General features: G+C 61.9%; 28 protein-coding genes. 13 read left to right on the top strand and 15 right to left on the bottom strand.

Translation table 11 applies throughout. From position 1 onward, the window contains the following. Positions 1-153 precede the first annotated feature (153 nt). From ACZ9IU_RS07995 to ribH, 3 genes are read right to left on the bottom strand one after another with little or no spacing between them, the layout of a single operon-like run. Positions 154-1,377: an MFS transporter gene (locus ACZ9IU_RS07995; protein WP_038541858.1), complete on the bottom strand. Its 1,224-nt coding sequence runs from the start codon at positions 1,375-1,377 to the stop codon at positions 154-156. Between the two features lie 31 nt (positions 1,378-1,408). After that, complete coding sequence (gene nusB / locus ACZ9IU_RS07990; RefSeq protein WP_038549009.1) at positions 1,409-1,888, bottom strand: transcription antitermination factor NusB; 480 nt, start codon at positions 1,886-1,888, stop codon at positions 1,409-1,411. A gap of 3 nt (positions 1,889-1,891) precedes the next feature. Further along, a complete protein-coding gene (gene ribH, locus ACZ9IU_RS07985; protein WP_038541855.1) occupies positions 1,892-2,350 on the bottom strand; it encodes a 6,7-dimethyl-8-ribityllumazine synthase in 459 nt (152 codons plus the stop codon). A 207-nt stretch (positions 2,351-2,557) separates the two neighbouring features. On the opposite strand from ribH, the gene ACZ9IU_RS07980 reads away from it, so the two are divergent. Continuing rightward, a complete protein-coding gene (locus tag ACZ9IU_RS07980) occupies positions 2,558-3,079 on the top strand; it encodes a GNAT family N-acetyltransferase (RefSeq protein ID WP_038549007.1) in 522 nt (173 codons plus the stop codon). A 15-nt stretch (positions 3,080-3,094) separates the two neighbouring features. Here the strand turns inward: ACZ9IU_RS07980 and ACZ9IU_RS07975 are convergent, their stop codons facing one another. From ACZ9IU_RS07975 to ACZ9IU_RS07955, 5 genes are all read right to left on the bottom strand, one after another. Next, on the bottom strand, positions 3,095-3,709 hold the full coding sequence (locus tag ACZ9IU_RS07975) for a riboflavin synthase (RefSeq protein ID WP_038541854.1): 615 nt from the start codon (positions 3,707-3,709) through the stop codon (positions 3,095-3,097). Beyond that, positions 3,709-5,013 carry a bifunctional diaminohydroxyphosphoribosylaminopyrimidine deaminase/5-amino-6-(5-phosphoribosylamino)uracil reductase RibD gene (gene ribD, locus ACZ9IU_RS07970; protein ID WP_038541852.1) on the bottom strand — a complete coding sequence of 435 codons (1,305 nt, stop codon included), beginning with the start codon at positions 5,011-5,013 and terminating at the stop codon, positions 3,709-3,711. The genes ACZ9IU_RS07975 and ribD overlap by 1 nt, the downstream gene beginning before the upstream one ends. A gap of 2 nt (positions 5,014-5,015) precedes the next feature. Then, a complete protein-coding gene (gene nrdR, locus ACZ9IU_RS07965) occupies positions 5,016-5,495 on the bottom strand; it encodes a transcriptional regulator NrdR (RefSeq protein WP_007771094.1) in 480 nt (159 codons plus the stop codon). A gap of 62 nt (positions 5,496-5,557) precedes the next feature. Further along, the gene (gene glyA, locus ACZ9IU_RS07960) at positions 5,558-6,847 is read right to left on the bottom strand and encodes a serine hydroxymethyltransferase (protein WP_038541848.1); all 1,290 of its coding nucleotides are present in this window, start codon (positions 6,845-6,847) and stop codon (positions 5,558-5,560) included. A 177-nt stretch (positions 6,848-7,024) separates the two neighbouring features. Then, the gene (locus tag ACZ9IU_RS07955; protein WP_038549005.1) at positions 7,025-8,356 is read right to left on the bottom strand and encodes a L,D-transpeptidase family protein; all 1,332 of its coding nucleotides are present in this window, start codon (positions 8,354-8,356) and stop codon (positions 7,025-7,027) included. 418 nt (positions 8,357-8,774) lie between these two features. Between ACZ9IU_RS07955 and ACZ9IU_RS07950 the strand changes: the two genes are divergently transcribed. Next, the gene (locus ACZ9IU_RS07950) at positions 8,775-8,996 is read left to right on the top strand and encodes a hypothetical protein (RefSeq protein ID WP_038541847.1); all 222 of its coding nucleotides are present in this window, start codon (positions 8,775-8,777) and stop codon (positions 8,994-8,996) included. Positions 8,997-9,117: 121 nt separating this feature from the next. Beyond that, positions 9,118-9,354, top strand: a complete 237-nt coding sequence (locus tag ACZ9IU_RS07945; RefSeq protein WP_038541845.1) for a hypothetical protein — start codon at positions 9,118-9,120, stop codon at positions 9,352-9,354. Between the two features lie 132 nt (positions 9,355-9,486). Here the strand turns inward: ACZ9IU_RS07945 and ldtR are convergent, their stop codons facing one another. Both ldtR and ACZ9IU_RS07935 read right to left on the bottom strand, forming a co-directional pair. After that, positions 9,487-10,002 carry a transcriptional regulator LdtR gene (gene ldtR, locus ACZ9IU_RS07940; protein WP_038549003.1) on the bottom strand — a complete coding sequence of 172 codons (516 nt, stop codon included), beginning with the start codon at positions 10,000-10,002 and terminating at the stop codon, positions 9,487-9,489. 233 nt (positions 10,003-10,235) lie between these two features. After that, positions 10,236-10,673 carry a DUF6163 family protein gene (locus tag ACZ9IU_RS07935; RefSeq protein ID WP_038541843.1) on the bottom strand — a complete coding sequence of 146 codons (438 nt, stop codon included), beginning with the start codon at positions 10,671-10,673 and terminating at the stop codon, positions 10,236-10,238. 116 nt (positions 10,674-10,789) lie between these two features. Between ACZ9IU_RS07935 and ACZ9IU_RS07930 the strand changes: the two genes are divergently transcribed. The 6 genes from ACZ9IU_RS07930 (at position 10,790) to ACZ9IU_RS07905 (ending at position 14,914) form a co-directional block, all read left to right on the top strand. Next, positions 10,790-11,170 carry a cupin domain-containing protein gene (locus tag ACZ9IU_RS07930; RefSeq protein ID WP_038541841.1) on the top strand — a complete coding sequence of 127 codons (381 nt, stop codon included), beginning with the start codon at positions 10,790-10,792 and terminating at the stop codon, positions 11,168-11,170. Between the two features lie 92 nt (positions 11,171-11,262). Beyond that, the gene (hemB, locus tag ACZ9IU_RS07925; protein WP_038541839.1) at positions 11,263-12,276 is read left to right on the top strand and encodes a porphobilinogen synthase; all 1,014 of its coding nucleotides are present in this window, start codon (positions 11,263-11,265) and stop codon (positions 12,274-12,276) included. Between the two features lie 61 nt (positions 12,277-12,337). Next, on the top strand, positions 12,338-12,796 hold the full coding sequence (locus tag ACZ9IU_RS07920) for an RDD family protein (protein ID WP_038541837.1): 459 nt from the start codon (positions 12,338-12,340) through the stop codon (positions 12,794-12,796). 126 nt (positions 12,797-12,922) lie between these two features. Continuing rightward, entirely contained in the window at positions 12,923-13,684 is a 762-nt protein-coding gene (locus ACZ9IU_RS07915; protein WP_038541835.1) for an arginyltransferase, read from the top strand. A gap of 9 nt (positions 13,685-13,693) precedes the next feature. Then, entirely contained in the window at positions 13,694-14,599 is a 906-nt protein-coding gene (locus tag ACZ9IU_RS07910) for a DMT family transporter (RefSeq protein ID WP_038541833.1), read from the top strand. Between the two features lie 57 nt (positions 14,600-14,656). Next, a complete protein-coding gene (locus ACZ9IU_RS07905; RefSeq protein WP_038541831.1) occupies positions 14,657-14,914 on the top strand; it encodes an AbrB/MazE/SpoVT family DNA-binding domain-containing protein in 258 nt (85 codons plus the stop codon). On the opposite strand, the gene parC is transcribed toward ACZ9IU_RS07905, so the two are convergent. Further along, the gene (parC, locus tag ACZ9IU_RS07900) at positions 14,915-17,197 is read right to left on the bottom strand and encodes a DNA topoisomerase IV subunit A (RefSeq protein WP_038541829.1); all 2,283 of its coding nucleotides are present in this window, start codon (positions 17,195-17,197) and stop codon (positions 14,915-14,917) included. 258 nt (positions 17,198-17,455) lie between these two features. Here parC and ACZ9IU_RS07895 point away from each other — a divergent pair, with 258 nt between their 5' ends. Beyond that, positions 17,456-18,646: an aq_1923 C-terminal domain gene (locus ACZ9IU_RS07895; RefSeq protein ID WP_038541827.1), complete on the top strand. Its 1,191-nt coding sequence runs from the start codon at positions 17,456-17,458 to the stop codon at positions 18,644-18,646. Positions 18,647-18,726: 80 nt separating this feature from the next. Here ACZ9IU_RS07895 and ACZ9IU_RS07890 read toward each other — a convergent pair whose 3' ends face one another. Further along, positions 18,727-19,047: a DUF1236 domain-containing protein gene (locus tag ACZ9IU_RS07890; RefSeq protein ID WP_038541825.1), complete on the bottom strand. Its 321-nt coding sequence runs from the start codon at positions 19,045-19,047 to the stop codon at positions 18,727-18,729. A gap of 337 nt (positions 19,048-19,384) precedes the next feature. On the opposite strand from ACZ9IU_RS07890, the gene ACZ9IU_RS07885 reads away from it, so the two are divergent. Then, positions 19,385-20,539 carry a serine hydrolase domain-containing protein gene (locus ACZ9IU_RS07885; protein ID WP_038541823.1) on the top strand — a complete coding sequence of 385 codons (1,155 nt, stop codon included), beginning with the start codon at positions 19,385-19,387 and terminating at the stop codon, positions 20,537-20,539. A 69-nt stretch (positions 20,540-20,608) separates the two neighbouring features. Here the strand turns inward: ACZ9IU_RS07885 and aspS are convergent, their stop codons facing one another. From aspS to ACZ9IU_RS07870, 3 genes are all read right to left on the bottom strand, one after another. After that, positions 20,609-22,399, bottom strand: coding sequence for an aspartate--tRNA ligase (gene aspS, locus ACZ9IU_RS07880; protein ID WP_038541821.1), 1,791 nt, complete (start codon positions 22,397-22,399; stop codon positions 20,609-20,611). 169 nt (positions 22,400-22,568) lie between these two features. Beyond that, on the bottom strand, positions 22,569-23,099 hold the full coding sequence (locus ACZ9IU_RS07875; RefSeq protein WP_038541819.1) for an isoprenylcysteine carboxyl methyltransferase family protein: 531 nt from the start codon (positions 23,097-23,099) through the stop codon (positions 22,569-22,571). A 63-nt stretch (positions 23,100-23,162) separates the two neighbouring features. Next, entirely contained in the window at positions 23,163-23,564 is a 402-nt protein-coding gene (locus ACZ9IU_RS07870) for a VOC family protein (protein WP_038541817.1), read from the bottom strand. Between the two features lie 222 nt (positions 23,565-23,786). Here ACZ9IU_RS07870 and ACZ9IU_RS07865 point away from each other — a divergent pair, with 222 nt between their 5' ends. After that, positions 23,787-25,025 (top strand): MFS transporter, encoded by a 1,239-nt coding sequence (locus ACZ9IU_RS07865; protein WP_038541815.1) that lies wholly within the window; start codon positions 23,787-23,789, stop codon positions 25,023-25,025. A 77-nt stretch (positions 25,026-25,102) separates the two neighbouring features. Then, a complete protein-coding gene (rnd, locus tag ACZ9IU_RS07860) occupies positions 25,103-26,248 on the top strand; it encodes a ribonuclease D (RefSeq protein WP_038541812.1) in 1,146 nt (381 codons plus the stop codon).

Here is a 26,248-nt window from a genome sequence, read left to right as displayed (position 1 = left end):
ACATCCACGGGATGAGCAAAGACCGCCGCAATACTCCATAGTGCGCATTCCCGCGCAGCCGACCGCTCCCCTCCCAAGGAATCCGGGATCGCCTGCGCGGACGGGAGATTGCGGTGGAGATGAATTGGCGTCAAGCCCCGAAGGGACAAGACTCTAGGCGGATTTCACGGAAGAGCGTTTGAACATCAGCGCCAGCACCAGACCGAGGCAGACGATCGTGACCGGCCAGATGATCAGATTCATGAACGACCAGCCATAGGCGGTAAAGATCTTGCCCGAGGAGAAGGAGGATAGCGCGACGGTGGTGAACAGGATGATATCGTGAAAACCCTGCACCTTGTCGGCCTCGTGCGGACGGTAGCTGGAGGCGACGATCGCAGTCGAGCCGATGAAGGCGAAATTCCAGCCGATGCCGAGCAGCACCAGAGCGCCCCAGAAGTTCCAGAGCTCGATGCCCATATGGGCGATCACGGCGCACCCCATCAGGATCACCAGCCCGGCGGCGACGATCTTTTCGACGCCGAAGCGGGAAATCAGCATGCCGGTGAAAAAGCTCGGCGCGAACATGGCGAGCACATGCCACTGGATGCCGAGGGTGGCCATTTCCGACGGGAAACCGCAGCCGATCACCATGGCAAGCGGCGCGCCGGTCATCATGAAGGTCATCAGCGCGTAGGAGGAGATGCCGCAGATCATGCCGGTCAGGAACCGCTGGGTGACGACGATCTCGCCGAGCGGGCGTGCAGGCACCGAAGCAGTCTGACCACCGCTCATCTGCGGCAATCTCAGCGGCGACAGCATCACCAGCGCGATCAGATAGAGCGGAATGACGGCCACGAAGGCGCCGGCAAACAGCACCGGCGACAGCAGGTCCTTGGTCCAGATCGCAAGCTGTGGTCCGAGAACCGCCGAGACGATGCCGGCCGCGAGAATCCAGGAGATCGCCTTCGGCTTGTAGAACGATGGCGAAGCATCGGCCGCGGCAAAGCGGATCTTCTGACTGAAGCCGTTGCAGAGGCCGATCAGAAGCAGACCGGTCGCAAAGAGCCAGAAGTTCGCTTGGAAGAGCGCGATCGCCGCGGTCGCGGCACCAAGCGCTCCAAGGATCGCGCCCAGCATGAAGCTCGTCTTGCGGCCGAGGAACCGCGAAGCGATGGCAACAGCGATGGCGCCCGCCGCCATGCCGATGTTGAAGCCGGTCAGCGGCGCGGTCGCCAGCGACTTGTCGTCGCCGAGCAACTGGTACCCGACGAGACCGCCGAGTGCGAAGACCAGAGGCGGGGCCGAACCGAGGACTGCCTGGGCACCGGCCAGCAGGGCGACACTGCGCCGGGCGGTGCTCATCTGTGTCTGAAGACCGTTCACCGCACCGTCCATGCCTGTCCCACCCCGAGTTGTCTTTGGCTTTTTATTTCTTGGCTTCGCCGCGTACCTGCTTGGCAATGCGGTCGAGGACGGCGTTGACGATGCGCGGTTCTTCTTCGCCGAAGAAGGCGTGGGCGATCTCGACATATTCGGTGACGATGACGGCCACCGGCACGTCCTTGCGCTCGAGGATTTCGAACGTACCCGCACGCAGGATGGCGCGCAGCGTCGAATCGAGACGCGACAGCGGCCAGTCTTCCTGCAGCGAGGCGCGGATCAGCGGATCGATCTTCACCTGGTCGCGCACGACGCCGGCAACGATCGAGCGGAACCAGGAGGCGTCGGCCTTCAGATAGGTGTCGCCGTCGAGTTCCTGGCCGAGGCGATGCGCCTCATATTCAGCAACGACCTCCAGCACGCCGGTCCCACCGACATCCATCTGGTAGAGCGCCTGCACAGCCGCCAGGCGGGCGGCGCCGCGCTGATTGGCCGGTTTCACCGGGTGTTCGCCTTCCTTTGCCATCAATCAACCACCGTTCAGCTTGTCACGCAGCGCGATCATGGTCAGCGCCGCACGGGCGGCAAAGCCGCCCTTGTCCTTGTCCGAACGGCGGGCACGTGCCCATGCCTGTTCGTCGTTCTCGCAGGTGAGGATGCCGTTGCCGATCGCCAGCGATTCCGACACTGCGAGGTCCATCAGTGCACGGGAGGATTCGTTCGAGACAATGTCGAAATGATAGGTCTCGCCGCGAATGACCATACCGAGCGCGACGAAACCGTCGTAATCGGTGCCACCTTCTTCCGATGCGTCGAGCGCCATGGCGATTGCCGGCGGGATTTCGAGAGCACCGGGAACGGTGACCACGTCATAGGTCGCCCCGGCCGCCTTCAGCGCATGGGTCGCGCCGTCGAGCAGCGCATCGGACATATCGTCGTAGAAACGCGCCTCGACGACGAGGAGGTGTGGAGCGGTTTCGCGTGACATGATTCACCTTTGTTCAAATCGGCCCAGCATGAGATCGATATCGCCTTCAAAGCGGGCCGATATTCATATGGGTCTCGGGCAGGTGGCGGTCAAAACACGCTCTGAGGGGAATGGCAAGCAATTTTCGCTGAACGCAGCGATGCGAATCGGGAATACCTGAGCGAGGCGCGATAAAGATCAGTGCCACCCCGCACCATGGAGCCCGCCATGACCACCATCCCGACCCTCGAAACCGAACGGCTGATCCTGCGTCCTCATCGACTGGAGGAGTTCGAGACCTATGCGGAATTCTGGGCCGAGCCGGACGTGGTCCGCTATATTTCCGGCATCCCCTCGTCCCGCGAAAACAGTTGGAGCCGTATGCTGCGTGTCAACGGCATGTGGCATCTGATGGGTTTCGGTTTCCTGGCGATCGAAGAGAAGGCAACCGGGCGCTTTCTCGGCGAAGCCGGTTTCCAGGACATGCGCCGCGAATTTCAACCCTCCATCGAGGGGACGCTCGAGACGGGCTGGGCACTCATCCCGTCCGTCCACGGCCGCGGTTACGCGACCGAGGCGGTGGGCGCGATGATCTCCTGGGGCGAAGCACATTTCCCCGATCGCAGGATGACCTGCATCATCAGCCCTGAAAACGGCGCGTCGCTGAGGGTCGCTGCGAAGCTCGGCTTTCGCGAGTTCGCCCGTGCCGACTACCATGGCCCGATCGTGGTGATGGCGTGCGAAAACTGATCGGCCGGCAAGCCGTCAGCTTTTCGCCGGGAATTCCGCAAGCCGTGCTGCGTAACGCGCCATCGTGTCGACTTCGAAATTGACGAAATCACCCGCCTTGCGATCACCCCAGGTGGTGACGGCGAGCGTGTGGCGGATCAACAGAACGTCGAAATCGGTGCCCTCGACGGCGTTGACGGTCAGCGAGGTGCCGTCCAGCGCGACCGAGCCCTTCGGAGCCACAAATCGGGCAAGCGCTTCGGGTGCCCGAAGACGGATGCGGACCGCCTCGCCTTCATGTTCGATGCCGAGAATTTCCGCCTTGCCGTCCACATGACCGGAGACGATATGGCCGCCGAGTTCGTCGCCGATCTTCAGAGCACGCTCGAGATTGACGCGCGTGCCCTCGGTCCAGGCGGCGATCGTCGTCAGCCGCAGCGCTTCTTCCCAGGCCTCGACCTCGAACCAGCGCTCGTTGCTGCCTTCGTCCGGCAGGTTTGTTACCGTGAGGCAGACGCCGCCATGGGAAATCGAGGCGCCCATGTCGATGGTTCTCGGGTCGTAATTGGTGGCGATCCTGAGCTTGACGCCTTCATCCATGGGCGTCGTTGCCGCGACCGTGCCGACATCGGTGACAATTCCGGTGAACATCAGAAACCTCTTTCGTATTCGAAGCAGCGATCCGGCCCGAAGCTTTCCTCGCGCACGAGCTTAAATCCTGCCGGCATATCGGATGGCGTCAGCGGCGATTCAAGCCCGCCCTCGCCGACAATGCCGGGCCCCTGGAACAGGAGGACGCGGTCGACGAGGCCGGCGTCGAGGAATGCTTTGGCGACGGCCGCGCCGCCTTCGACCAGCAGCGAGGACATGCCCCGAACCGCAAGGATCGCCAGGAGGATGTCGAGTTCGGTGCTCTCCATGATCTCGACGCCGGCGGATTGGAGGGCCGCGGCCTTCGAGGTCAGATCACCTTTGGCGATGGAGCGCGGAGCAGCACCCCCCTCTGCCCTGCCGGGCATCTCCCCCTCAGGGGGGGAGATCGGCAAGGAGCCCGCACCCTGCGCAATTCCAGGCGGCTCCTCTGCCGCCGCGATATCGGAGCTTGAATGGGACGGATGAGCCTGCCGCTGATCGATCTCCCCCCCTGAGGGGGAGATGCCCGGCAGGGCAGAGGGGGGTGTCGCCCCAGTCTCCAAGGAAGAAGGCGCCGCCACGACAATCACCGGCACGTCCCGCGCACTCTTCACCAGCTTGGAATCCAGCGGCAGTTCGAGCCGCCGGTCGAGCACGACGCGCACCGGAGAGCGTTTCTCCAATCCCGAAATACGCACCGTCAACTCCGGATCATCCGACAGCACCGTGCCAATGCCGACCAGAATCGCGTCGGCTTCGGCCCGCAGCCGGTGCACTTGCGCCCGCGCCTCGGGTCCGGTGATCGACACTTCCTCGCCGCGGCGGCCGAGCATGCCGTCGGCGGAAACGGCAAGCTTCAGAGTCACATGCGGGCGGCCCTTCGTCTGGCGGGTGAGGTAGGCGGCGAGCGCCCGGCGCCCCTCTTCCTCCATCAGGCCCGTCTCTACGACAATCCCGGCCTCGCGCAGGATGGCGATCCCCCGGCCGGAGACGCGCGGATCGGGATCGGTCAGCGAGATGACGACGCGAGCGACGTCCGCCTCGACCAGCGCGTTGGCGCAAGGTGGGGTGCGGCCGTAATGCGAGCAGGGTTCGAGCGTGACATAGACGGTCGCTCCCCTCGCCTTCTCTCCGGCAATATCGAGCGCCTGGGTTTCCGCATGCGGCCGCCCGCCTGGCGCCGTGACCGCAGAGCCGACCACCTCGCCGTCCTTGACGATCACGCAGCCGACCGAAGGATTGGTGCCCGTCTGGCCGGTATGAAGCCGCGACAGGCGCAGCGCCGACGCCATGAACCACCGGTCTTCGGCAGCGCTCGTCATGGCTACGGCTCGATGCCGGGATCGCGGGCGATCTTGGCGTTGATCTCCTGGATCACCTTTTCGAAATCCTCTGCATGGGAGAAATCGCGATAGACAGAGGCGTAGCGCACGAAGGCGACGTCATCGAGGCTTTTCAATGCTTCCAGCACCTGCAGCCCGATCTCTTCCGACGAAATCTCGTTCTCGCCCGAGCTTTCGAGCCGGCGCACGATGCCGGAAACCGCCCGCTCGATGCGGTCATTGTCGACCGGGCGCTTGCGCAGCGCGATCTGGAAGGACCGTACCAGCTTGTTGCGGTCGAACGGCACCTTGCGGCCGGTCTTCTTGGTGACCATCAATTCGCGAAGCTGCACGCGCTCGAACGTCGTGAAGCGACCGCCGCAATCCGGGCAGATACGCCGCCGGCGGATGGAGGTGTAATCCTCCGCCGGACGACTATCCTTGACCTGCGTGTCTTCCGAACCGCAATAGGGGCAGCGCATCGCCTCTCCTTAGGCTTGCAAGAGGGACCGCGAGATGCGGCCCCCATTGGTACCAGTTGGGATCACATGTAGGGATACATGGGGAAGCGGCCGGTGAGCGCCACGACCTTGTCGCGCACGGCGGCTTCGACGCCGGCATTGCCTTCGTCGGAATTGGCGACCTTCAGGCCGTCGAGAACCTCGATGATGAGATTGCCGATTTCCTTGAATTCCGCTTCCTTGAAACCGCGCGTCGTGCCGGCCGGCGTCCCGAGGCGGATACCGGAGGTGACGAAGGGCTTTTCCGGGTCGAAGGGAATTCCGTTCTTGTTGGTGGTGATGTAGCCGCGGCCGAGAGCCGCCTCGGCGCGCTTGCCGGTGGCGTTCTTCTTGCGCAGGTCGACCAGCATCAGGTGGTTGTCGGTGCCGCCGGAGACGATGTCGAGGCCGCCGGCCATCAGCGTTTCGGACAGCGCCTTGGCGTTCTTGACGATCTGAGCTGCATAATCCTTGAAGTCCGGCTGCAGCGCTTCACCGAAGGCGACCGCCTTGGCGGCGATGATGTGCATCAGCGGTCCGCCCTGGAGGCCCGGGAAAACGGCCGAGTTGAACTTCTTGGCCAATTCTTCGTCATTCGTCAGGATGACGCCGCCGCGCGGCCCACGGAGCGACTTGTGGGTGGTGGTCGTGGCGACATGGCAATGCGGGAACGGTGACGGATGCTGGCCGCCGGCAACTAGACCGGCGATATGGGCCATGTCGACCATCAGATAGGCGCCGACCGAATCGGCGATCTCGCGGAAACGCTTCCAGTCCCAGATGCGGGAATAGGCGGTGCCACCGGCGATGATCAGCTTCGGCTTGGTTTCTTCGGCCTTGCGCTGCACCTCGTCCATGTCGAGCAGGTTGTCCCCTTCGCGCACGCCGTAGGAGACGACGTTGAACCATTTGCCCGACATGTTGACCGGCGAACCGTGGGTGAGATGCCCCCCCGAATTCAGGTCGAGGCCCATGAACGTATCGCCCGGCTGCAGCAGCGCCAGGAACACGGCCTGGTTCATTTGGGAACCGGAATTCGGCTGAACGTTGACGAAATTGACGCCGAACAGCTTCTTGGCGCGCTCGATGGCGAGTTCCTCGGCGATATCGACGAACTGGCAACCGCCGTAATAACGCTTGCCCGGATAACCTTCCGCATACTTGTTGGTCATGATCGAACCCTGCGCCTCAAGCACAGCGCGGGAAACGATGTTCTCCGAAGCGATCAGCTCGATTTCGTGGCGCTGGCGACCCAGTTCCTTCTCGATCGCGCCAAAGATTTCCGGATCGGATTCTGCGAGCGGGCGGGAGAAGAAGACGTCGGTGTTCGACATGTGCGAGGCTCCTCAAAGGGGTGGGCATTGCAATGTCGCGTCTTAGCCTTACGCCTTGCGCAGAGCAATACGGGGAACGACATTTGCTCGCCGGAAGACGCGGAGATGTTCTTAGAAAACGAAAAAGCCGCACCCTTGGCAGATGCGGCTTCTCATGGACGGAAAAAGGGGCAGATCTTATTGCGGCAGCAGATCGTCGTCGGCAGCGCCGGCCGGCTTTTCGATGCCGGTGGTCGTCTGCAGCGCCAGTTCCTGGTTGCCGTCACGCTCGTAGATATCGTCGCGGAACTGCACGACACGGTCCTTCGCAGACCAGGCGGTGATGTAGACGATATAGACCGGCACTTCGACGGCAAGCTTGATCGGGTTGTTCTGGCGCGTCGAGATCACCCGCTCGATCTCCTGGCGCGACCAGCCGGTTGTGTCGCGCAGCAACCAGGTGATGAGGTCGCGGACGTTCTGAACACGCATGCAGCCGGAGGACTCAAAGCGCATCAGCTTGTTGAACAGGCCCTGCTGGGGCGTGTCGTGCATGTATTCGTTGTTCGGGTTGTGGAAGTTGATCTTCGTCGAGGCCATGGCGTTGATCTTGCCGGGATCCTGCCGGAACATCAGGTTCGGCGCCTTCGGCGCGAACCAGTCGACCGTTTCCGGCGCCACTTCGTTACCCTTGCCATCGATCAGGCGGATGTTGTTGCGGGTGAGATAGGTCGGGTCCTTGCGCATCAACGGCACGATGTCCTTCTCGACGATCGAGCGCGGCGCAGTCCAATAGGGGTTGAGGATGACCTCGTAGATCTTCGAGTTGATGGCGTGCGTCGGACGGTCGATGCGCCCGACGACGGCATTGGTTCGCAGCGCCACACGGTCGTTCTCCACCGCCTCGATATAGGCGGCCGGAATGTTGACCATGACGTAGCGGGGGCCGAGATCGCCCGACATGGACTGCAGGCGCACCAGATTGGTCCCGAGTTGGCGCAGGCGCACGTCGGCCGATATGTTCATCGCCTTGACGGTAAATTCGCCCATCACGCCGTCGGCGGGCAGGCCGTGGCGGGCCTGAAAACGCTTGACCGCGCCATCGACATAGCTGTCGAACGAGGAAGACATGCCTGCCTCGCGCGGCAGGTCGCCCGAAATCATCAGGCGCTGGCGCAACTGCTGCACGGAAGGATCAACGACGCCTAGGCGCAGGCGCTGCTGGCCGGGATTGACCTCGGGCCAGCCGCCGTTTGCAACGATCTGCTGGTAGTCAACCATCGCCTGCTGGATGTTCGCCGGTCCGCCGGCGCCGAGCACCGGATTGTTGGAGACGACATTGACGGCGGTTCTGGATGCGGCCTTGGCGTCGAACTGGTCGTCCCAGGTGCCGCGGCGAGGCGCATTGATCAGATCATCCATCGCCGTCTGGGCGAATGCAGGCGCTGCAAGTGCGGCAACACCGGCAGAGACGGCCGTGCGAAGCAAGGCACGGCGGGAAAGAGCTTCAGATCCGATCTTTTTCGACATCATAGTACCCATCTGGTCCCGAGCAGCATCAAAGACGCCTACAGGGATATGGTTAAGAACGCGCAAAAAATTAGCGCAGCCGCAAAGGGCTTCGTCGTCATCGCAATGTTATGAAAGCGCGAATTCCCGCCAGCCCGTTGCATCCAGCCGGTCCCATAGCAATATGGCCAATTCGTGTCAGGTACTTGCGCGTCACAAAGCCGTGTTGGCACGTGATTTTTTCAAGCGGCATATGCGCCACACCCCGCAAGCGCCAGCGACCCCGGAAGTTCTCCCGGACCGTCGATCCGGGACCTGCTTTTTTAAGAAACCGGCCAAGCATTCCGGACACAAAGCCCTCGTTTGAAAACGTAAAAGCCGTAAGCCTCGGACAAGCGACTTGGCTAAAAGTTGCCCGTCAAAGTAAGGAATATGAGAATTGAACTGGTACCCGATCGAAGCCCTTGAGCCTGGAAAGCTGGCCGTCCTGCATTTTCGCGACGAAACCGCGCCGCAATGCGTCGGCTATGTCGGACAGGACGGCGTCTGCGGATGGCCCGAAAAGGTGACGGGCCGCAGGCCGGACGGGTGGCTCGACCTTTCCTCACTGTTTGCGGGCATGACAACCGAAATACGCCGGGCCCCGGCGGCCACGTTGTAAGCAGACATTACGCCGCAAACGGACGTAACGGCATGTATTCCGACGCCCACGGCAGAATACGGCTATCAACCCGGCCCCCATACTGGTAGGCACCCCATACATCACCCATTGGAGAGCTACCGTGACCCTGGACGAAAAATACCAAATTATTGTCAATGCTTTCCAGAACAACAAGTTTGGCGTCTCGCCGACCTCCACACGCGGGGCCGTCCAGAATTATTGCAAAAAGCACGGTCTCCAGGGCGAAGACTATACCGAGACCCTCGCCTCAGCGATGACTGCCGGCTTGATTGCCCAGATGGCGGATTCGGCCCTCACCATCCGAAACGCCGGCCGAGCCCTGCTGGCCCAGCGATAGGCTGCATCTGCCAGAAGGCGGCTTGGCTAGCACGCAAACAAGCGTAACGGCGCGTCTTCCGACACCCCGTTACGCTTTTGCGTAGCACCGCATGACTGGAGGTAATGGAGTGTTTCGCAAGCCCCCGGTGGATTAAAGGCGATACAAAATCTGGTCGTTCCAGAAGCGGTCGAGGCGCTGGAGCAGCTTGTTCATCTGAGAGAATTCGCCCTCGCCGATGCCGCCGACCTTTTCGATCGAGCCGATATGGCGCTCGTAGAGCTTGCCGACGGTTTCTGCGATCGCCTGGCCTTCCGGCGTCAGGCTGATGCGGACCGAGCGGCGGTCGATGCGCGAGCGCTGGTGGTTGATGAAGCCGAGGTCGACCAGCTTCTTGACGTTATAGGAGACGTTCGAGCCGAGATAATAACCGCGGGAGCGCAGTTCGCCGGCTGTCAGTTCCGAATTGCCGATGTTGAAAAGCAGGAGCGCCTGGACGGCGTTGACGTCGTCGCGACCCTGGCGGTCGAACTCGTCCTTGATCACATCGAGAAGGCGGCGATGCAGGCGCTCGACCAGATGCAGCGATTCCATGTAGAGGGCGCGAATGGTGTCTTCATGCGGATCTGCTACTGCCGGTGCCGCCTGCGGCTTCAGTTTCGTGTTCATCATGACTGCCTCATCCTGTTTTGTTTGGCGGTGTTTGTTTCTTCCCGCCTTGAGACAGACACTATCCAATACGCATAAAATTCGACTTAAAACATAGGCTTAACAAGCGCTTAACGCGTTCGTTCGAATTCCGGCCCGCCCTCGCCGGCCCAGGATGCTGTCATTCAGATTTAAAATAAATCAATCACTTAGCGGCGAATTTCTGGTCAATTCAGGCCGTCAAAGCTTTAATTTCAAGGTGAATCAATTCTTACCCGCTCCGCCTTGCGGCGTGCTTCGACCCATAGCGAGAGCCGGAATACGACATAGAGCGCTGCGACGAGGCCGTGCATGAGAGGCACGAGGCGGTTGTGTCCGAAGATCTCCGGCCAGACGATATACATCGACACCTGAGAGACCGCAGCGATCGTCCAGAGCACGGGACCCCAGGACACGGTGAGCCAGAGGCCGAGCGAGGCGACTGGAAACAGCACGGCAAGCGAAGACGCCGCCACCTTCCAGGGAAGCGTCAGCAGATCGAAGCGGGCCATGCCCTTCAGCGAATAACCGACCAGCATCGCCCAATATTGCAGGCCGAACCAGAAACAGGCGATCGCGATCAGCCTGAGGAAGGCGACATAGAGAATTTCGGTCAGCGTGCGCTTCGGCACCGTGAGTGAATCGGGTTCCATGGGACTACATTAGCCGCCACGGTCGCCGCCCGCCAGTACCAGCCCGTCGTCCGCACGATCGTTCAAGAGCCCTGCGCCCTGACCTGATAGGTTTTCCGCCAATCAAAGGAGAAGACATGACCGAGCGGAACTTTTCACATAAGCCGATAAACTTCGCCGAGAAGCTGGCACGGATACCCGATCTCTGGCAGCAGCGCGTCGTCGCCGAAATGAACGATTACCAGTTCAAGCTCGTCCGCATCGAAGGCGATTTCATATGGCACGATCACCCGGAGACGGATGAAGCCTTCATGGTTATCGAAGGCCATTTGCGGATCGACTTCCGCGACGGCAGTGTTCACATCGGCCCGGGCGAAATGTTCGTGGTGCCGAAGGGCGTGCAGCACAAGCCGTTCGCCGAAAAGGAAGTGAAGATGATGGTTATCGAGCCGCGCGGCGTTTTGAACACCGGCAACGAGGGTGGCGAACGTACGGCTCAAAACGATCTCTGGATCTAGCAGGATCTCGACTGCGGCGATCGTTCCCATTCGCAAACGGCGTGCTGCATGATAATGACGCGCGCACGGGAAGAGAAGTTGGAGACTTTGCCATGGACAAGACGCATCTGGTCGACGAGATCACCGGCCACCGCCGCATGCGGCGCAACCGCAAGGCCGACTGGACGCGTCGGCTGGTGCAGGAGAACCGGCTGACGGTCGACGATCTGATCTGGCCGATCTTCATCGTTCCCGGCACCGGCATCGTCGATCCGATCGCCGCCATGCCGGGCGTCAGCCGCATGAGCGTCGACAAGGCGGTCGAGGCGGTGAAGGAAGCGGCCGATCTCGGTATTCCGGCGATCGCCACTTTCCCCGATATCGAGATGGAACTGCGCGACGAGACCGGTTCCAACAGCCTGGTCGCCAACAACCTGATCAACCAGGCGACCGCCGCTTTCAAGAAAGCCGTGCCGAATATCGGCGTCATCACCGACGTGGCGCTCGATCCGTTCACCAGCCACGGCCATGACGGTATCCTCCGGGACGGCATCATCGTCAACGACGAGACGGTCGACCAGATCGTCCGCGCCGCCGTCATGCAGGCGGATGCCGGCGCCGATATCATCGCGCCGTCGGAAATGATGGATGGCCGCATCGGCGCCATCCGCCGCGGGCTGGATGCAAGCGGTCACCAGGATGTCGGCATCATGTCCTACGCGACGAAATTTTCGTCCGGCTTCTACGGCCCCTATCGCGAGGCGATCAACACCAGCGGTCTCCTGAAGGGCGACAAGAACAGTTATTACATCTCGCCGGCTAACGGCACCGAAGCGGTGCGGGACGCCGCCCTCGACGTCGAGGAAGGCGCCGATATGCTGATGGTCAAGCCCGGCATCGCCTATCTCGACATCTGCTGGCGCATCAAGGAAGCGTTCGGCCTTCCCGTCTTCGCCTACCAGGTCTCCGGCGAATACACGCAGATCAAGGCCGCCGCGATGAACGGCTGGATCGACGGCGACCGGATCATGATGGAGACGCTGCTCTGCTTCAAACGCGCCGGCTGCGACGGGATTCTTTCGTATTTTGCGATGGACGTGGCCAGGAAGCTGGCGAAAAACGGATAAGCCTTGTTGCCGCGGCGGTCTCTTCCCATATCATCGGGGACAAACAGGAGATGTTGAAACGATGAGCCTCGACCCGAACCCGGCCTATGCCGCACCGGACGACTGGCGCGCCTATAGCGGCGTTCTTTCTCGCCGGGTGTTCGCCTTCATCATGGACTATGTGATCGTGCTCTTGCTGTGCATTCCGGCTGCCGTCGTGGTGTTTTTCCTCGGCATCATCACGCTCGGCCTCGGCTTCATGCTCTATCCGGTGTTGTTCGTGATCGTCGCGCTTCTCTATTTCGGGATGACGCTCGGCGGCTCGGCTCAAGCTTCGCCCGGCATGCGCGCCATGGGGCTCGCCATGGTGCGGCTCGACGGCCGGCGGATGGATTTCCTCACCGCTATGGCCCACACCGTGATCTTCTGGATCATCAATTCGGTGCTGACCCCGCTCATTCTGCTCGCGGGCCTGTTCATCGAGCGTTCGCGCCTCGTGCACGACCTGCTGCTCGGCACTGTCGTGGTGCGTACGTCGTAACGATTACGCTACTGGCCGAAAGTTTATGGCACTAGCCTGCCGCCTGCCGCAGCATATGGTTGACGTTTTACTTTTATGCGCCATGGTATGACATTACGACCCTAAAGACCGGACTGCCACGACGCAATGAATACCCAGGCAACGCCCTCACCGCAGTTCTACCTGACGGCCCCGGCAGTTTGTCCCTATCTCCCGGGTGAAATGGAGCGAAAGGTCTTCACTCACCTAGTAGGCGCTCGCGCCGCCGAGATGAACGACCTACTGACCCAGGGCGGTTTCCGCCGTTCGCAGAACATCGCCTATCGGCCGGCCTGCGAATCATGCCGCGCGTGCATTTCCGTGCGCATCCTCGCTCACGAGTTCGAGCCCGTGCGCTCGATGAAACGGGTCCTTGCCACCAATCGCGACGTGATCGCGACGGTCTACCCCGCGCAACCCTCCACCGAACAGTTCTCGCTCTTCCGCCGTTATCTCGACGACCGCCATCAGCGGGGCGGCATGTCCGACATGTCGGCGCTCGACTATGCGATCATGGTCGAGGACACGCATGTCAACACCCGCATCATCGAGTACCGGCGCCGCGAGCCGGGCTCCGGCATCAGCGTCGAGCCGAAGGGGGAATTGCTTGCCGTCGCGCTTACCGACATGATGAGCGACGGCCTGTCGATGGTCTATTCCTTCTTCAATCCCGAGTATGAAAAGCGCTCGCTCGGTACGTTCATGATCCTCGACCATATCGCCCGCACCAGGACGCTCGGCCTGCCGCATGTCTATCTCGGCTATTGGGTGAAGGGTTCGGCGAAGATGGGCTACAAGACCCGGTTCCAGCCCCAGGAACACCTGACCCCGCGCGGCTGGGAAATCTTCGATCCCGCCACGGACATCTGAAATCATCCCATGAACGATCATAAAAAGGGCCTCGTGCTCACCGCAATCGGCGGCCTTGCGCTCTCCTTCGACGTGCCGCTGGTGCGGCTCGGGCTTGGCGAAATGTGGTCGACTGTCGTGCTGCGCAGCACCGCGACCTTCGCCGCCGCCATCATCCTGTGGCTGCTCGTCCGGCGCTTCGGCTCGACCCGTCCGGTGCTGATCCCCGGAAAGGCGGGTCTTGCCGCCGGCTTCTGCTACGGTATTTCGACGATCGCCTTCCTCGGCGCCGTGTTCAACACGGCGACCGCCAACGTTGTCTTCATCGTCGCCTTCACGCCCATGTATGCCGCCGTTCTCGGCTGGCTGGTCCTCAAGGAGCGCCCCTCGCCTTCGACACTCGTCACCATGCTGGTGATGTTTTTCGGCGTCGGCCTGATCGTCTCGGGCGGGCTTGCCGGCGGGCATATTTTTGGCGACATCCTCGCGGCGACCGCTTCGTTCCTGCTGGCTCTGGCGATCACGCTCAGCCGGGCGGCCCGCATCGACATGGGCTTCGTGCCGCTCGTCGCGACCATCATACCGGCAACGATCGGGCTCTCCTTCGTCGGCGCGTCTTCGCTTGCCGGCACGGGCGACTTTTCGGTTGCGGACCCCATCTGGGTGATGTTCGACGGCGCGATCATGATGCCGCTCGCCTTCTGGTGTCTTGCAACCGGCCCGAAATATCTCTCCGGCCCCGAAGTCGGGATGTTCTACCTGCTCGAAACCATCCTCGCACCGATCTGGGTCTGGCTGATCTTTTCCGAGATCCCATCCTCCCGCACGCTCTTGGGCGGCTCGATCCTCGTGCTGGCGCTAATCGGTTATTCGGCCTGGCAGATGCGGCGGGTGGAGAGGTTGCGGGCCAGGGCGGTAGCCTCGCAAGCGATTTGATATTCGCGAGCGCCCTTATATGTGGTAGCGTCTCCACACTACTATAGGTGGCTGACGATGAACCCGAAAAGCACTGTTCAGAAGATCACTATTCAGAAGATCGGCGAAGACCACGGCATCGCCTTGCCCCAGGATATCCTTCACCGTCTTGGCTGGAAGGAAGGCCAAGTATTGGAGCTTCATATCGACGATACTGGGATCGAGCTTTTCGATCCCAAGACGATATCGGATGAGGATTTCCAGCGTCAGCTCCTCGCCGCCAAGATGGCGATGAGGAAGTATCACGTAGCCCTCAGCGCACTCGCCAAAAGCTGATCACCCGGCGAACTTCCCGCTCCGCGGAAAGCCCTTCGGAACGGCGCGGCCGGCGGTGGCGCGGTCGGCGATCCATTCCAGCAGTTCGTCCTTGTTGCGGGTGAACGAGCGGCCGGCGCTGTCTTCCCAGGAAAGGCCGTCGGCCATGGTGAAGCAGCGGATGTCGGAAATGCCGCCGTCCTTGTAGCGCTGCAGGCGCACGCCCTTGCCACGGGTCATTTCCGGCAGCTGGGTCAGCGGGAAGACCAGCAGCTTGCGGTTCTCGCCGACGACGGCGACGTGATCGCCCGAAACATGCACGACCAGTTTGGTCTCGTCGGGCATGGCTACGTTCATGATCTGCTTGCCCTTGCGGGTATTGGCGATCATCTCGCTCTCGGCGACGATAAAACCGTTGCCGGCGGTGGAAGCGACGATCAGCTTGCGCTGCGGATCATGGACGAAGGCGGTCAGGATGTCCTGGTCGTTCTCCATGTCGACGATGATGCGGATCGGCTCGCCGTGGCCGCGACCGCCCGGCAGCTTGTCGGCACCGAGCGTATAGACCTTGCCGCCGGTGGTGACGAGCAACAGCTTGTCGGTCGTCTGGGCGGTAAACGCGATCTTCGGCCCGTCGCCTTCCTTGAAGGTCAGCGTCGAGGTATCCGAGATATGTCCCTTCAGCGCGCGGATCCAGCCTTTCTGCGAGACCACGACGGTGATCGGTTCCTTCTCGATCATCGCCTGGTTGATCGCGTCGATATCGGCATCCGGCGCATCGGCAAAGGTCGTCAGGCGTGCATAAGGCTTGCCCCGGCCCTTGGCGAAATTCTTGCGGACGTCCTGGATCTCGTGCTCGATGACCCGCCACTGCTTGTCCTCGGAGGCGAGCAGCGATTCGATATCCGCCTTCTCCTTGGTGAGGTTCTCGTGCTCGGTGCGGATCTCGAACTCTTCGAGCTTGCGCAACGCGCGCAGCCGCATGTTGAGGATCGCCTCGACCTGGATGTCGGAGAGCGACCAGCGCTCCATCATGACAGGCTTCGGTTCGTCTTCCTCGCGGATGATGCGGATTACCTCGTCGATGTTGAGGTAGGCGATCAGCAGGCCGCCGAGGATTTCCAGGCGCCGGTCGATCGCCGCCAGCCGGAAGCGCGAGCGGCGCACCAGCACGTCGCGGCGATGCGCCAGCCACTCCAGCAGCACTTCGTTGAGCGCCATCACCTTGGGCACCCGGCCCATGGAGAGCACGTTCATGTTGAGCGGCAGGCGGGTTTCCAGCTCGGACAGCTTGAACAGCGATTCCATCAGCAGGGTCGCATCCACCGTGCGGCTCTTCGGCACCAGCACGACGCGCACGTCTTCGGCCGATTCGTCGCGCACGTCTTCCAGCAGCGGCAGCTTGCGGGCGAGCAGCAGTTCGGCGATCTTTTCGATCAGGCGCGACTTCTGCACCTGGAACGGAATTTCGGTGACGACGATCTGATAACCGCCACGGCCGAGATCCTCGATCACCCAGCGGGCGCGGACGCGGAAACCGCCGCGACCGGTCTTGTAGGCCTCGACGATCGACTCTCGGCTGTCGATGATGATGCCGCCGGTCGGCAGGTCCGGGCCTTCGATGCCGCCCTTGGCAGGCTCGGCCGGATCCGCCATCAGGTCTTCGATGGTCGCCGACGGGTTCTTGATCAGGTGCAGCGCGGCGTCGCAAAGCTCATGGACATTGTGCGGCGGGATCGACGTCGCCATGCCGACCGCGATGCCGGACGTGCCGTTGGCCAGCAGGTTCGGGAAGGCGCCGGGCAATACGACCGGTTCGGAATTCGATTCGTCGTAGGTGTCGCGGAAATCCACCGCGTCCTGGTCGATGCCTTCGAGCAGCAGTTCGGAGACCGCCGTCATCTTGCTCTCGGTATAACGCATCGCGGCGGGGCTATCGCCGTCGATATTGCCGAAATTGCCCTGGCCGTTGACGAGCGGATAACGCTGCGAGAAATCCTGCGCCAGGCGCGCCAATGCGTCATAAATCGACTGGTCGCCGTGCGGATGGAAATTACCCATCACCTCGCCGACGATCTTGGCGCACTTGCGGAAGGCGGCGTTGGGGCGCAGGCCCATCTCGCTCATCGCATAGACGATGCGGCGGTGGACGGGTTTCAGGCCGTCGCGCACGTCCGGCAGCGCGCGGTGCATGATGGTCGAAAGCGCATAGGCGAGGTAACGCTCTTCGAGCGCCGCTTTCAGATCGACAGGCAAGATGTTGTCGCCGCCGTCGCCGCCGGGTGGTGTCAGATTTTTTCCCATGGGCCTTGACTAGCGGAAAGCCCGATTCTCGGCAAGAAAGTACCGGCGACAGCCTGTGGATGAAGGCTTTTCCCGGACTAAAATCAGTGTTTGATTTACCCTGAATCGTCAGCCGCAATTTTGACGAAAGGAATGTGGAACAAAGCCATAAACCTTTTACCCGGCTTGCCTATAAGGTGCCGCGAACAAGCAGACCGAACTATCGACAAAACCCTAACGGAACGCGGGCCGGACCATCGCCCGCCAGGAGGAACTCCGATGCAATACTCCACCAAGGCCCGGCTTCTGCTCGCCGGTGCAGCGCTTTCGACTTTCGCCGGCCCGGCATTCGCGCTCGACGGCAACGATCTCGTCGCCAAGATCAACGGCGCGCTCTCGATCCAGGGCGGCGCCGGCTTCTCGGCTGAAAAGGCCACCGTCAGCGGGTCGAACGTGACGCTCGCCAACGCCAAGTTGCTGGTCCAGGCCGGCAAGCAAAACCTGCCGCTCGGCACGGTCAAGTTCGAAGGCGTCGAAGAGAATAACGGCGGCTACACGGTCGAGAAGGTCACTTTCGACAACGTCAACACCAGCCAGGACAAGACGGTCTTCACCGCCTCGGACATCGCGATCAGCGGCCTTACCGTCCCCGGCAATCCAAGCGGCGACGGCCTCGATGCGATCATGCTCTATGACGAAGCGCATATCGGCAAGATGACCGCCGCCGTCGACGGCAAGCAGGCCTTTTCGGTCGATGGGATGAACCTCACCACCGAGGTCGCCGACGACAGCTCCTCCGTCGGCTTCGACCTTCAGATCAACGGGGTCAAGAGCGACCTTAGCCTCGTCGACGACGCCCAGGCGAAGGACACGCTGCAGCAGCTCGGCGTCACTTCGATCGACGGCAAGGTGAACATGACGGGAAGCTGGACACTGGCGGACGGAAATCTGGAGATCGACGAATACGCGATCGATTTCGCCAAGGTCGGCAAGCTCAACCTCGCCTTCAGCGTATCCGGCTACACGCTCGACTTCATCAAGTCCGCGAACGAAACGGCCAAGGCGATGGAAGCCAATCCGAACAAGGAAGAAGCACAGCAGGCCGCGGGCCTTGCGATGCTCGGCCTGATGCAGCGCCTCACCTTCAACAGCGCCGAAATCCGCTTCGAGGATGCCGGCATTACCAAGAAGGCGCTCGACTACGCCGGCAAGAGCCAGGGCACCACAGGCGAAGCCATGGCGCAGATGCTGAAGGGCATGACGCCGATGATGCTGGCGCAGTACAACGTGCCGGAACTGCAGAACATGGTGAGCGCTGCGGTCAACACCTATCTCGACAAGCCCGGCAGCTTCACGATCACCGCGGAACCGGCCGATGCCGTCCCCTTCCCGATGATCATGGGTGCCGCAATGGGCGCGCCGAACACGCTTCCGAACGTCCTCGGCGTCAAGGTCACCGCCAACGACTGAGGACCATGCGTCCGCCAACAAAAAAACAACCCGGCGATCGCTCGCCGGGTTTTTTGTTGCTCGAAAAGAGCCGGATGAAATTATTCCAGAACCTGGATGACGGTCCTGGTCTGTGGATTGACGATGACGCGGCGGTCATTGACGACCGTATAGGCGTAGTTGTCGTAGCCATCGACCGGATGCACCTCGACGGTATCCGGAAGGGCGGTCCCGACGGTGATGTCGCCCTGATAGGAAACCGACGGAACGCTCTGCTCCATGACATAGGTGCGAACTTCGCCCGGCAGAACGACCGCCGAATTGGTGGTGACCGGATCCTGGGTGATGATCGTCGTCTGGGCGTAAGCTGCACCGGAGAGTGCGATCAGGACCGCCGACGCGGCCAATAGGGTCTTGTGCATGTCGTAACTCCTATGCTTCTGCCTGCCCTAACAACAAAAGCGCACGGATATGGTTCCCCTATTCGCCCGACGCTCGGGAAAGCCAGGGGGCGGCGTCTTGACGCCACGGGTGGGCGCAAGCGACAAGATTGCGGTGATGAGACAGGGACAGCCCGACTTGCTGCCTAGGTCCATTTGATCGGCTCCCGGCTGGCGGCTGATCGAGAATATGAAACTGAACAGTTCCGTCGTCTGCGATCGTCTGCAGCATGTCGCCCAATGTTTTTTGTGGCCGACCGGATCGCCCCCTCGCCGAGGCGACCCTAGATAAAAGCGTCTTTAGCGAAGGTTTTGTCCCATGAATTTGCCAATCCATCCATCGGCCCAGATACCCTTCCCCACGATCGAGGCCGCGATCGACAGCGCGCTCGCCTCCAGGCGTCTCGTCGGTGCTGTGGTGATGATCGCCAGGGACGGCGAGATCGTCTACCGCCGCGCCGCCGGATTGGCGGACCGGGAAGCGGGCCTCATGACCCAAGAGAACACGATCTTCCGGCTTGCCTCGATAACCAAGCCGATCGTCACCATCGCCGCCATGCGGCTGATCGAACAGGGCCGCATCGGCCTCGACGATCCGGTGACGAAATGGCTGCCGGACTTCCGGCCGCGCCTTGAGGACGGCTCAGAACCGGTGATCCTCATCCGGCATCTTCTCACCCACACGTCCGGCCTCAGCTATTGTTTCCACCTGGAAGAAGGACCTTACGTCCGCGCCGGCGTCTCCGACGGCGTCGACCGGCCGGGCCTTTCGCTCGACGAGAACCTGCGCCGCATCGCCTCTGTGCCGCTGCTCTTCGCCCCCGGCACTGGCTGGCAATATTCGGTGTCGATGGACGTGCTCGGTGGCGTCATCGAAAAGGAGACCGGCAAACGCCTCGGCGAGGCGGTCACTGAACTGGTGATGCGGCCGCTCGGCCTTTCCGATACCGGCTTCACCGTTGTCGACCGCAGCCGGCTCGCGGCGCCTTACGTCGACGGTTCGCCCGAGCCGAAACGCATGGGCGAGACGGAAAAGGTCCGGGCGCTCGACGGATCGGTGACATTCGTGCCGGACCGGATCTTCAACCCCGCCTCCTTCCATTCCGGCGGCGGAGGCATGGCCGGGACCGCCTCCGACGTGCTGACCGTGCTCGAGACCATCGCCAAGGGCGGCGCACCGCTACTGTCGGAAAAGACGGTTCGGCAGATGACGACCAACCAGATCGGCGATCTGCTGGAGCCGACGCGGCCCGGTTTCGGGTTCGGCTTCGGCTGGGCGATCATACTCGATCCAGCAAAGGCCGGATTGCCGGTTTCCCCCGGCTCGCTGCAATGGGGCGGCGTCTACGGCCACCATTGGTTCATGGACCTTGCGAAGAAGATCACGCTGGTGGGGCTGACCAATACCACACTCGAAGGCATGTGGGGCCAGTTCACGCTGGACCTGAAAAAAGCCGTCGCTGCCGACCTTTAGGCCGGTCATCCTCAGAGATTGAATCAAAAAGCCCGGCGCTTGGCCGGGCTTTTCTGTTGTTCAGAGAACTCAGTCCTTCTTCGGCGTCGGCATGACGCGGATGGCGAGTTCGCGCAGCTGCTGCGGGGTGGCCGGCGACGGGGCGCCCATCAAGAGGTCCTGCGCCTGCTGGTTCATCGGGAACAGCGTCACTTCGCGCAGGTTCTTGGCACCGACAAGCAGCATGACGATTCGGTCGATGCCGAAGGCAGCGCCGCCATGCGGAGGCGCGCCGTACTGGAAAGCACGATACATGCCACCGAAGCGATCCTCGACATCCGCCTGGCTGAGGCCGACCTTTTCGAAGGCCTTGACCATCAGTTCCGGCGACTGGTTGCGGATCGAACCGGAGGCGATTTCGAAGCCGTTGCATACCGCGTCATACTGGAATGCCTTGATCGTCAGCGGATCCTGGTTTTCCAGCGCCTCGATGCCGCCCTGCGGCATGGAGAAAGGGTTATGGGCGAAATCGAGCTTCTTTTCCTCTTCGCTCCATTCGTAGAACGGGAAGTCGACGATCCAGCACATGTCGAAACGGTCGCGGTCGACGAGGTTCAGTTCCTCGCCGGCGCGGGTGCGGGCTTCGCCTGCGAACTTGTAGAACTTGGCCGGGTCGCCGGCGACGAAGAAGCAGGCGTCGCCATCCTCGAGGCCGAGCTGAGTGCGGATCGCTTCGGTACGCTCCTCGCCGATGTTCTTGGCGAGCGGGCCGGCGCCTTCGAGCTTGTCGCCTTCCTTGCGCCAGAAGATGTAGCCGAGGCCCGGCTGGCCGGTCGACTGCGCCCAGGCGTTCATGCGGTCGCAGAAGGCTCTGGAACCGCCGGTCTTGGCCGGGATGGCCCAGACTTCGACCTTGGGGTTGGCAGCGATCATTCCTGCGAACACCTTGAAGCCGGAGCCGGCGAAATGGTCGGTGACGGCCTGCATCTCGATCGGGTTGCGCAGGTCAGGCTTATCGGAGCCGTATTTGCGGATCGCCACGTCATAGGGAATGCGCGGCCAGTCCTTGGTGACCGGCTTGCCTTCGGCGAACTGTTCGAACACGCCGGTCATCACAGGACCCATCGTGTTCCAGACGTCTTCCTGGGTGACGAAGCTCATTTCCAGGTCGAGCTGGTAGAATTCGCCCGGCAGGCGGTCGGCGCGCGGATCTTCGTCGCGGAAGCAGGGGGCGATCTGGAAATAACGGTCGAAACCGGCAACCATCAACAGCTGCTTGTACTGCTGCGGCGCCTGCGGCAGGGCGAAGAACTTGCCCTCATGGATGCGGCTCGGCACCAGGAAGTCGCGTGCGCCTTCCGGCGAGGATGCGGTCAGGATCGGCGTCGAATATTCGGCAAAACCGATCTCGCCCATGCGGCGGCGCATGTCGGAGATGATCTGGGTGCGCTTGACGATGTTCCGGTGCAGGGTTTCGCGGCGCAGGTCGAGGAAGCGGTACTTGAGGCGCACGTCTTCCGGATAGTCCGGCTCACCGAACACCGGCAGCGGCAGTTCCTTGGCGGCGGAGAGCACTTCGATCTCCTGGGCGTAGAGTTCGATCTCGCCGGTCGCCATGCCCTTGTTGACGGTGTCTTCCGAGCGCGCCTTGACGAGGCCGTCGATGCGGATCACCCACTCGCCGCGGACGATCTCGGCGGTCTTGAAGGCGGGGCTGTCCGGATCGGCGACGACCTGGGTCATGCCGTAATGGTCGCGAAGGTCGATGAACAGCACGCCGCCGTGATCTCGCACGCGATGCACCCAGCCGGACAGGCGGACGGTCGATCCGACGTCGGACTTCTTGAGGGCGGCACAGGTATGGCTGCGGTAACGGTGCATTTCAGTATCCTGGACTGGTAGGTTTTGCGGTCTTTTGGCGTGCATGGCACGGCCTGCCGGCTTTATGGAAAATCGGCGGGAAAAGCGCATGATGGACATGCTTTGTCAAGGTAGAACCGACCTTGGCCCCAAAACGCCGTGAAGGATCGGCGGGTTTCCGGGCGGCAGGTCAGGACGCCGAGGCGGTTCCGAACAGGCCGCGCATCGCCCTCTCCTCCTGGACGATGCGGACGATCAGGATCACCAGATAGACCGGTAGCCCGGTCATAAGCGTGAGCCAGGCATGGAAGATCAGCGAGTAACCGACGAGTTCCGGCAGGATGTTCAGAAAATAGTTCGGATGCCGAAGGTTACGGAAAAGCCAGTGCCGGCTGACCGGATGGTTCCTGGCGATCATGATCTTCACCGTCCAGACAGGGCCGAGCAGCCGGACGATCCAGACAAGCATCGCCAAGGCGGCAACAAAGATCGCGAGGCCGATCGCGGACAGGCCGTCGAATTCGGCGTGCCTTACCCAGCCTTCGCCGAATGCCGCGAGATAGAACAGGCCGTGGGCAAGTGCCAGCAGCCGGGTGTTCAACGCACCATGCTCGACGGCGCCCTCATCGCGCAAAATCCGCTCGTGGCGTTTCGAGACGACGACGCTCGCGATTCGAGCCGCCGCTGCCGCGAGAAAGATGACGATGAGGATGGGACTCATGTTCTGGCGCCTCCGTTTCCCTCGGATTAGGGTAACAACAGCGGCAAGGCCAGAGCCGGTGAGCTAGTCGGCAGGCTTCAATACCTGCGCGACCTCCCAGACATGCCCCGAAGGATCGGCAAAGGCGGCGGTCCGGCGCCCCCAGGGCCGATCTGTCGGCCCATTCAGCAGGGAGACGCCAAGGTCCCCCAGCCTTGCGCAGACCTCGTCGGCATCGTCTACCCGTATGGTGAGGAGGAAGCTCGCGCCGGTACGGAGCGATGCAACCGGCATCGGCTCGACCAACTCGGGCGCTTGCGTCACCTGCAGCAGATTGATCATCAGGTTCGAAAATTCAAGAACGGAGGAAACCGCGTCCTCATAGACGATCCTCGGCGAAAAGACCTTTCGATAGAAGGTCCTCGCCTCGTCGATATCGTCGACGAAAAGGGTAATGACTTCGAGCGTATCGGGCAGCATGGGCATCCTTTCAGGTCAGACGAACAACGGTGGCACGAAATTGACGTTTGAGGCTGCACCGTTCCGACAGTCGCCGACGAGAAAATTGCAGAAGGCACCGCATTTTGCGGCCTGCCCTCTATAAAATTCGTAGGTGTCGCTTATCGCTGTGCCCCACCGGCCGTTCGGGATATAGAACGGGTAGAACCGCCCAAAACCGTTCCCGATTCCCGCGCAAAGCCCTCCCCGATGAGCCATATCCGTCCGTTGATCCCCCTCCTCGTCACCGCAGGCATTTTGATCGGCGGCAACGGGTTGCAGGGCACCTATATCGCGCTGCGCGGCTCGGCTGAGGGCTTTTCGCCCTCGACGATCGGCATGATCGGCGCGGGCTACAGCATCGGGTTTGCCTTCGGCTGCATGTACGTGACGCGGCTGCTCAGGCAGATCGGCCATATCCGCACCTTCTCGGCGATGGCCGCGGTGACGGCGTCCGCTTCGATCGGCATGTCGATGATCGTCGACCCGACCTTCTGGTTCGCGATGCGCTTCGTGACCGGCATCGCGGTCGCCAGCCTGTTTGCGACGGTCGAGAGCTGGATCAACGCCAAGGTCACCAACGCCAACCGGGCCCGCACGCTCTCCATCTACCGTTTCGTCGATCTCGGCTCGGTGACGGTGGCGCAATACATCATCCCGACCGTCGGCATCGAAGGCCCGTTCATCTTCAACATCATTACGATCGCGCTGATCCTGTCGCTGGTACCGATCTCGATCGCCGACAAATCCAGCCCCGCGCCGCCGCAGGCAATCGCCTTCGACCTCAAGGCCGTCTGGCGGATTTCGCCGCTCGCGGTGGTGGGCGTCATCTCGGTCGGCCTGTCGATGGCCGCCTTCCGCAATATCGGGCCGATCTATGCAGCAGAGATCGGCATGAGCATCACCTCGATCGCCACCTTCATGAGCGCCGGCATCATCGGTGGCGTCGTGCTGCAATATCCGCTCGGCATCTATTCCGACCGGCTCGACCGGCGCCGCGTCATCCTGTGGACCACGATCGGCTCGATCATAACCGGCGCCTACCTCTCCTTTGGGGCGGGCACCAGCGAGACCGCCAATATCGTCAGTGTCTTCCTGTTCGGCGCCTTTTCGATGCCGCTCTATTCGCTGTGCTCGGCGCATGGCAACGATTACGCCAAACCGGGAGAGCATGCGCTGGTTTCGGCCGGCCTGCTGTTTTATTGGTCGGTCGGTGCGACGATCGGGCCGCTGCTCGCCTCGATCCTGCTGCAATATTACGGACCCCGCGCCTTTTTCGCCTACACCTCGTTCATTTTCCTGGGCTTCATGATCTTCACGCTGAGGCGGATGCGGGCGCGCGCCTCGGTGCCGCCATCGGAGCGTTCCTGGCGTTTCCGCTCGCTGCTTCGGACGTCTGCCTATTTCAACAGGCTTGCCGGCCCGCCCGAGAAAGACGAGCGCCAGTAAAGGTTAAGCACCGTTCCGTATTGACATATGCGGCCGGAAGGAGAAGGAAGGTTGATCACCCTCACGTGAATGAAACGATGATCCAAACGACCGCCGCACTCGAAGAAGCCTGCATCCAGCTGGCCCAATCGGACTTCATCACCATCGACACCGAGTTCCTCAGGGAAACGACCTTCTGGCCTGAGCTGTGCCTCATCCAGATGGCGAGCCCGACTGTCGAAGTCCTTGTCGATCCGCTCGCCAAGGGCTTGAACCTGAAGCCCTTCTTCGAGCTGATGGCCAATCCCACCGTCACCAAGGTGTTTCACGCCGCCCGCCAGGATATCGAAATCGTCTACCATCTCGGCAATCTGGTGCCGCATCCGATCTTCGATACCCAGGTCGCCGCCATGGTCTGCGGCTTCGGGGATTCAGTCTCCTACGATCAGCTCGTCAGCCGCATCAAGGACGTCCATATCGACAAGTCGTCGCGCTTCACCGACTGGAGCCGCCGGCCGCTTTCCGACAAGCAGCTCGAATATGCTCTGGCCGACGTCACCCACCTGCGTGACGTCTACCTCTTCCTCAAGGCTCAGCTCGAACGGGAAGGCCGCGCTCTGTGGTTGACCGAGGAAATGGCCGTGCTGGAATCGCCCGGCACCTATGACCTGCATCCGGACGACGCCTGGGCGCGCCTCAAGTCGCGCCTGCGCAAGCCGACCGAACTCGCTGTCCTGAAATTCGTCGCCGCCTGGCGCGAGCGCGAAGCGCGCAGCCGCAACGTGCCGCGTTCTCGCGTGCTGAAGGACGATGCGATCTACGAGATCGCCCAGCAGCAGCCGAAGGACGTGGAAGCCATGTCGCGGCTCCGCACCATTCCGAAGGGCTGGGAGCGTTCCGCCTCCGGCGCCGCCATCATCGAAGCGGTCAACGCCGCGCTCGCCTTGCCGAAGACCGAGATGCCGCATGCGCCGAAACATGTGCATGTCCCGGAAGGCACCGCCGCCGCCGTCGAGCTGCTCAAGGTTCTTCTGAAGCTGATCTCCGACAAGCAGGGCGTCGCCGCAAAAATCATCGCCAATACCGACGATCTCGAAAGGATCGCCGCCGAGGGCGAGGCCGCCAATGTCGGAGCCCTTTCCGGCTGGCGCCGCGATCTCTTCGGCGAAACAGCGCTCAAACTCATCAACGGCGGCGTGGCCCTGCGCTTCGTCAACAAAAAGGTCGAGGCGGTGGAGCTTTAA

The sequence above is a fragment of the Mesorhizobium sp. USDA 4132 genome, assembly GCF_056279545.1.
The sequence above is the reverse complement of the archived record's forward strand: the minus strand, read 5'-3'. Positions and strand labels throughout refer to the sequence as shown.

What these genes read in the sequence shown, in the direction of transcription:
- ACZ9IU_RS07955 (WP_038549005.1), bottom strand. Translation starts at nt 8,356, where the DNA reads ATGTCGAAAAAGATCGGATCTGAAGCTCTTTCCCGCCGTGCCTTGCTT.
- nrdR (WP_007771094.1), bottom strand. Translation starts at nt 5,495, where the DNA reads ATGCGCTGCCCCTATTGCGGTTCGGAAGACACGCAGGTCAAGGATAGT.
- ACZ9IU_RS07905 (WP_038541831.1), top strand. Translation starts at nt 14,657, where the DNA reads ATGAACCCGAAAAGCACTGTTCAGAAGATCACTATTCAGAAGATCGGC.
- ACZ9IU_RS07920 (WP_038541837.1), top strand. Translation starts at nt 12,338, where the DNA reads ATGAGCCTCGACCCGAACCCGGCCTATGCCGCACCGGACGACTGGCGC.
- aspS (WP_038541821.1), bottom strand. Translation starts at nt 22,399, where the DNA reads ATGCACCGTTACCGCAGCCATACCTGTGCCGCCCTCAAGAAGTCCGAC.
- rnd (WP_038541812.1), top strand. Translation starts at nt 25,103, where the DNA reads ATGATCCAAACGACCGCCGCACTCGAAGAAGCCTGCATCCAGCTGGCC.
- ACZ9IU_RS07980 (WP_038549007.1), top strand. Translation starts at nt 2,558, where the DNA reads ATGACCACCATCCCGACCCTCGAAACCGAACGGCTGATCCTGCGTCCT.
- ACZ9IU_RS07975 (WP_038541854.1), bottom strand. Translation starts at nt 3,709, where the DNA reads ATGTTCACCGGAATTGTCACCGATGTCGGCACGGTCGCGGCAACGACG.
- ACZ9IU_RS07910 (WP_038541833.1), top strand. Translation starts at nt 13,694, where the DNA reads ATGAACGATCATAAAAAGGGCCTCGTGCTCACCGCAATCGGCGGCCTT.
- ACZ9IU_RS07875 (WP_038541819.1), bottom strand. Translation starts at nt 23,099, where the DNA reads ATGAGTCCCATCCTCATCGTCATCTTTCTCGCGGCAGCGGCGGCTCGA.
- ribH (WP_038541855.1), bottom strand. Translation starts at nt 2,350, where the DNA reads ATGTCACGCGAAACCGCTCCACACCTCCTCGTCGTCGAGGCGCGTTTC.
- ACZ9IU_RS07870 (WP_038541817.1), bottom strand. Translation starts at nt 23,564, where the DNA reads ATGCCCATGCTGCCCGATACGCTCGAAGTCATTACCCTTTTCGTCGAC.
- ldtR (WP_038549003.1), bottom strand. Translation starts at nt 10,002, where the DNA reads ATGAACACGAAACTGAAGCCGCAGGCGGCACCGGCAGTAGCAGATCCG.
- ACZ9IU_RS07995 (WP_038541858.1), bottom strand. Translation starts at nt 1,377, where the DNA reads ATGGACGGTGCGGTGAACGGTCTTCAGACACAGATGAGCACCGCCCGG.
- ACZ9IU_RS07890 (WP_038541825.1), bottom strand. Translation starts at nt 19,047, where the DNA reads ATGCACAAGACCCTATTGGCCGCGTCGGCGGTCCTGATCGCACTCTCC.
- ACZ9IU_RS07930 (WP_038541841.1), top strand. Translation starts at nt 10,790, where the DNA reads ATGACCGAGCGGAACTTTTCACATAAGCCGATAAACTTCGCCGAGAAG.
- ribD (WP_038541852.1), bottom strand. Translation starts at nt 5,013, where the DNA reads ATGACGAGCGCTGCCGAAGACCGGTGGTTCATGGCGTCGGCGCTGCGC.
- ACZ9IU_RS07935 (WP_038541843.1), bottom strand. Translation starts at nt 10,673, where the DNA reads ATGGAACCCGATTCACTCACGGTGCCGAAGCGCACGCTGACCGAAATT.
- ACZ9IU_RS07915 (WP_038541835.1), top strand. Translation starts at nt 12,923, where the DNA reads ATGAATACCCAGGCAACGCCCTCACCGCAGTTCTACCTGACGGCCCCG.
- parC (WP_038541829.1), bottom strand. Translation starts at nt 17,197, where the DNA reads ATGGGAAAAAATCTGACACCACCCGGCGGCGACGGCGGCGACAACATC.
- glyA (WP_038541848.1), bottom strand. Translation starts at nt 6,847, where the DNA reads ATGTCGAACACCGACGTCTTCTTCTCCCGCCCGCTCGCAGAATCCGAT.
- hemB (WP_038541839.1), top strand. Translation starts at nt 11,263, where the DNA reads ATGGACAAGACGCATCTGGTCGACGAGATCACCGGCCACCGCCGCATG.
- ACZ9IU_RS07885 (WP_038541823.1), top strand. Translation starts at nt 19,385, where the DNA reads ATGAATTTGCCAATCCATCCATCGGCCCAGATACCCTTCCCCACGATC.
- nusB (WP_038549009.1), bottom strand. Translation starts at nt 1,888, where the DNA reads ATGGCAAAGGAAGGCGAACACCCGGTGAAACCGGCCAATCAGCGCGGC.
- ACZ9IU_RS07895 (WP_038541827.1), top strand. Translation starts at nt 17,456, where the DNA reads ATGCAATACTCCACCAAGGCCCGGCTTCTGCTCGCCGGTGCAGCGCTT.
- ACZ9IU_RS07865 (WP_038541815.1), top strand. Translation starts at nt 23,787, where the DNA reads ATGAGCCATATCCGTCCGTTGATCCCCCTCCTCGTCACCGCAGGCATT.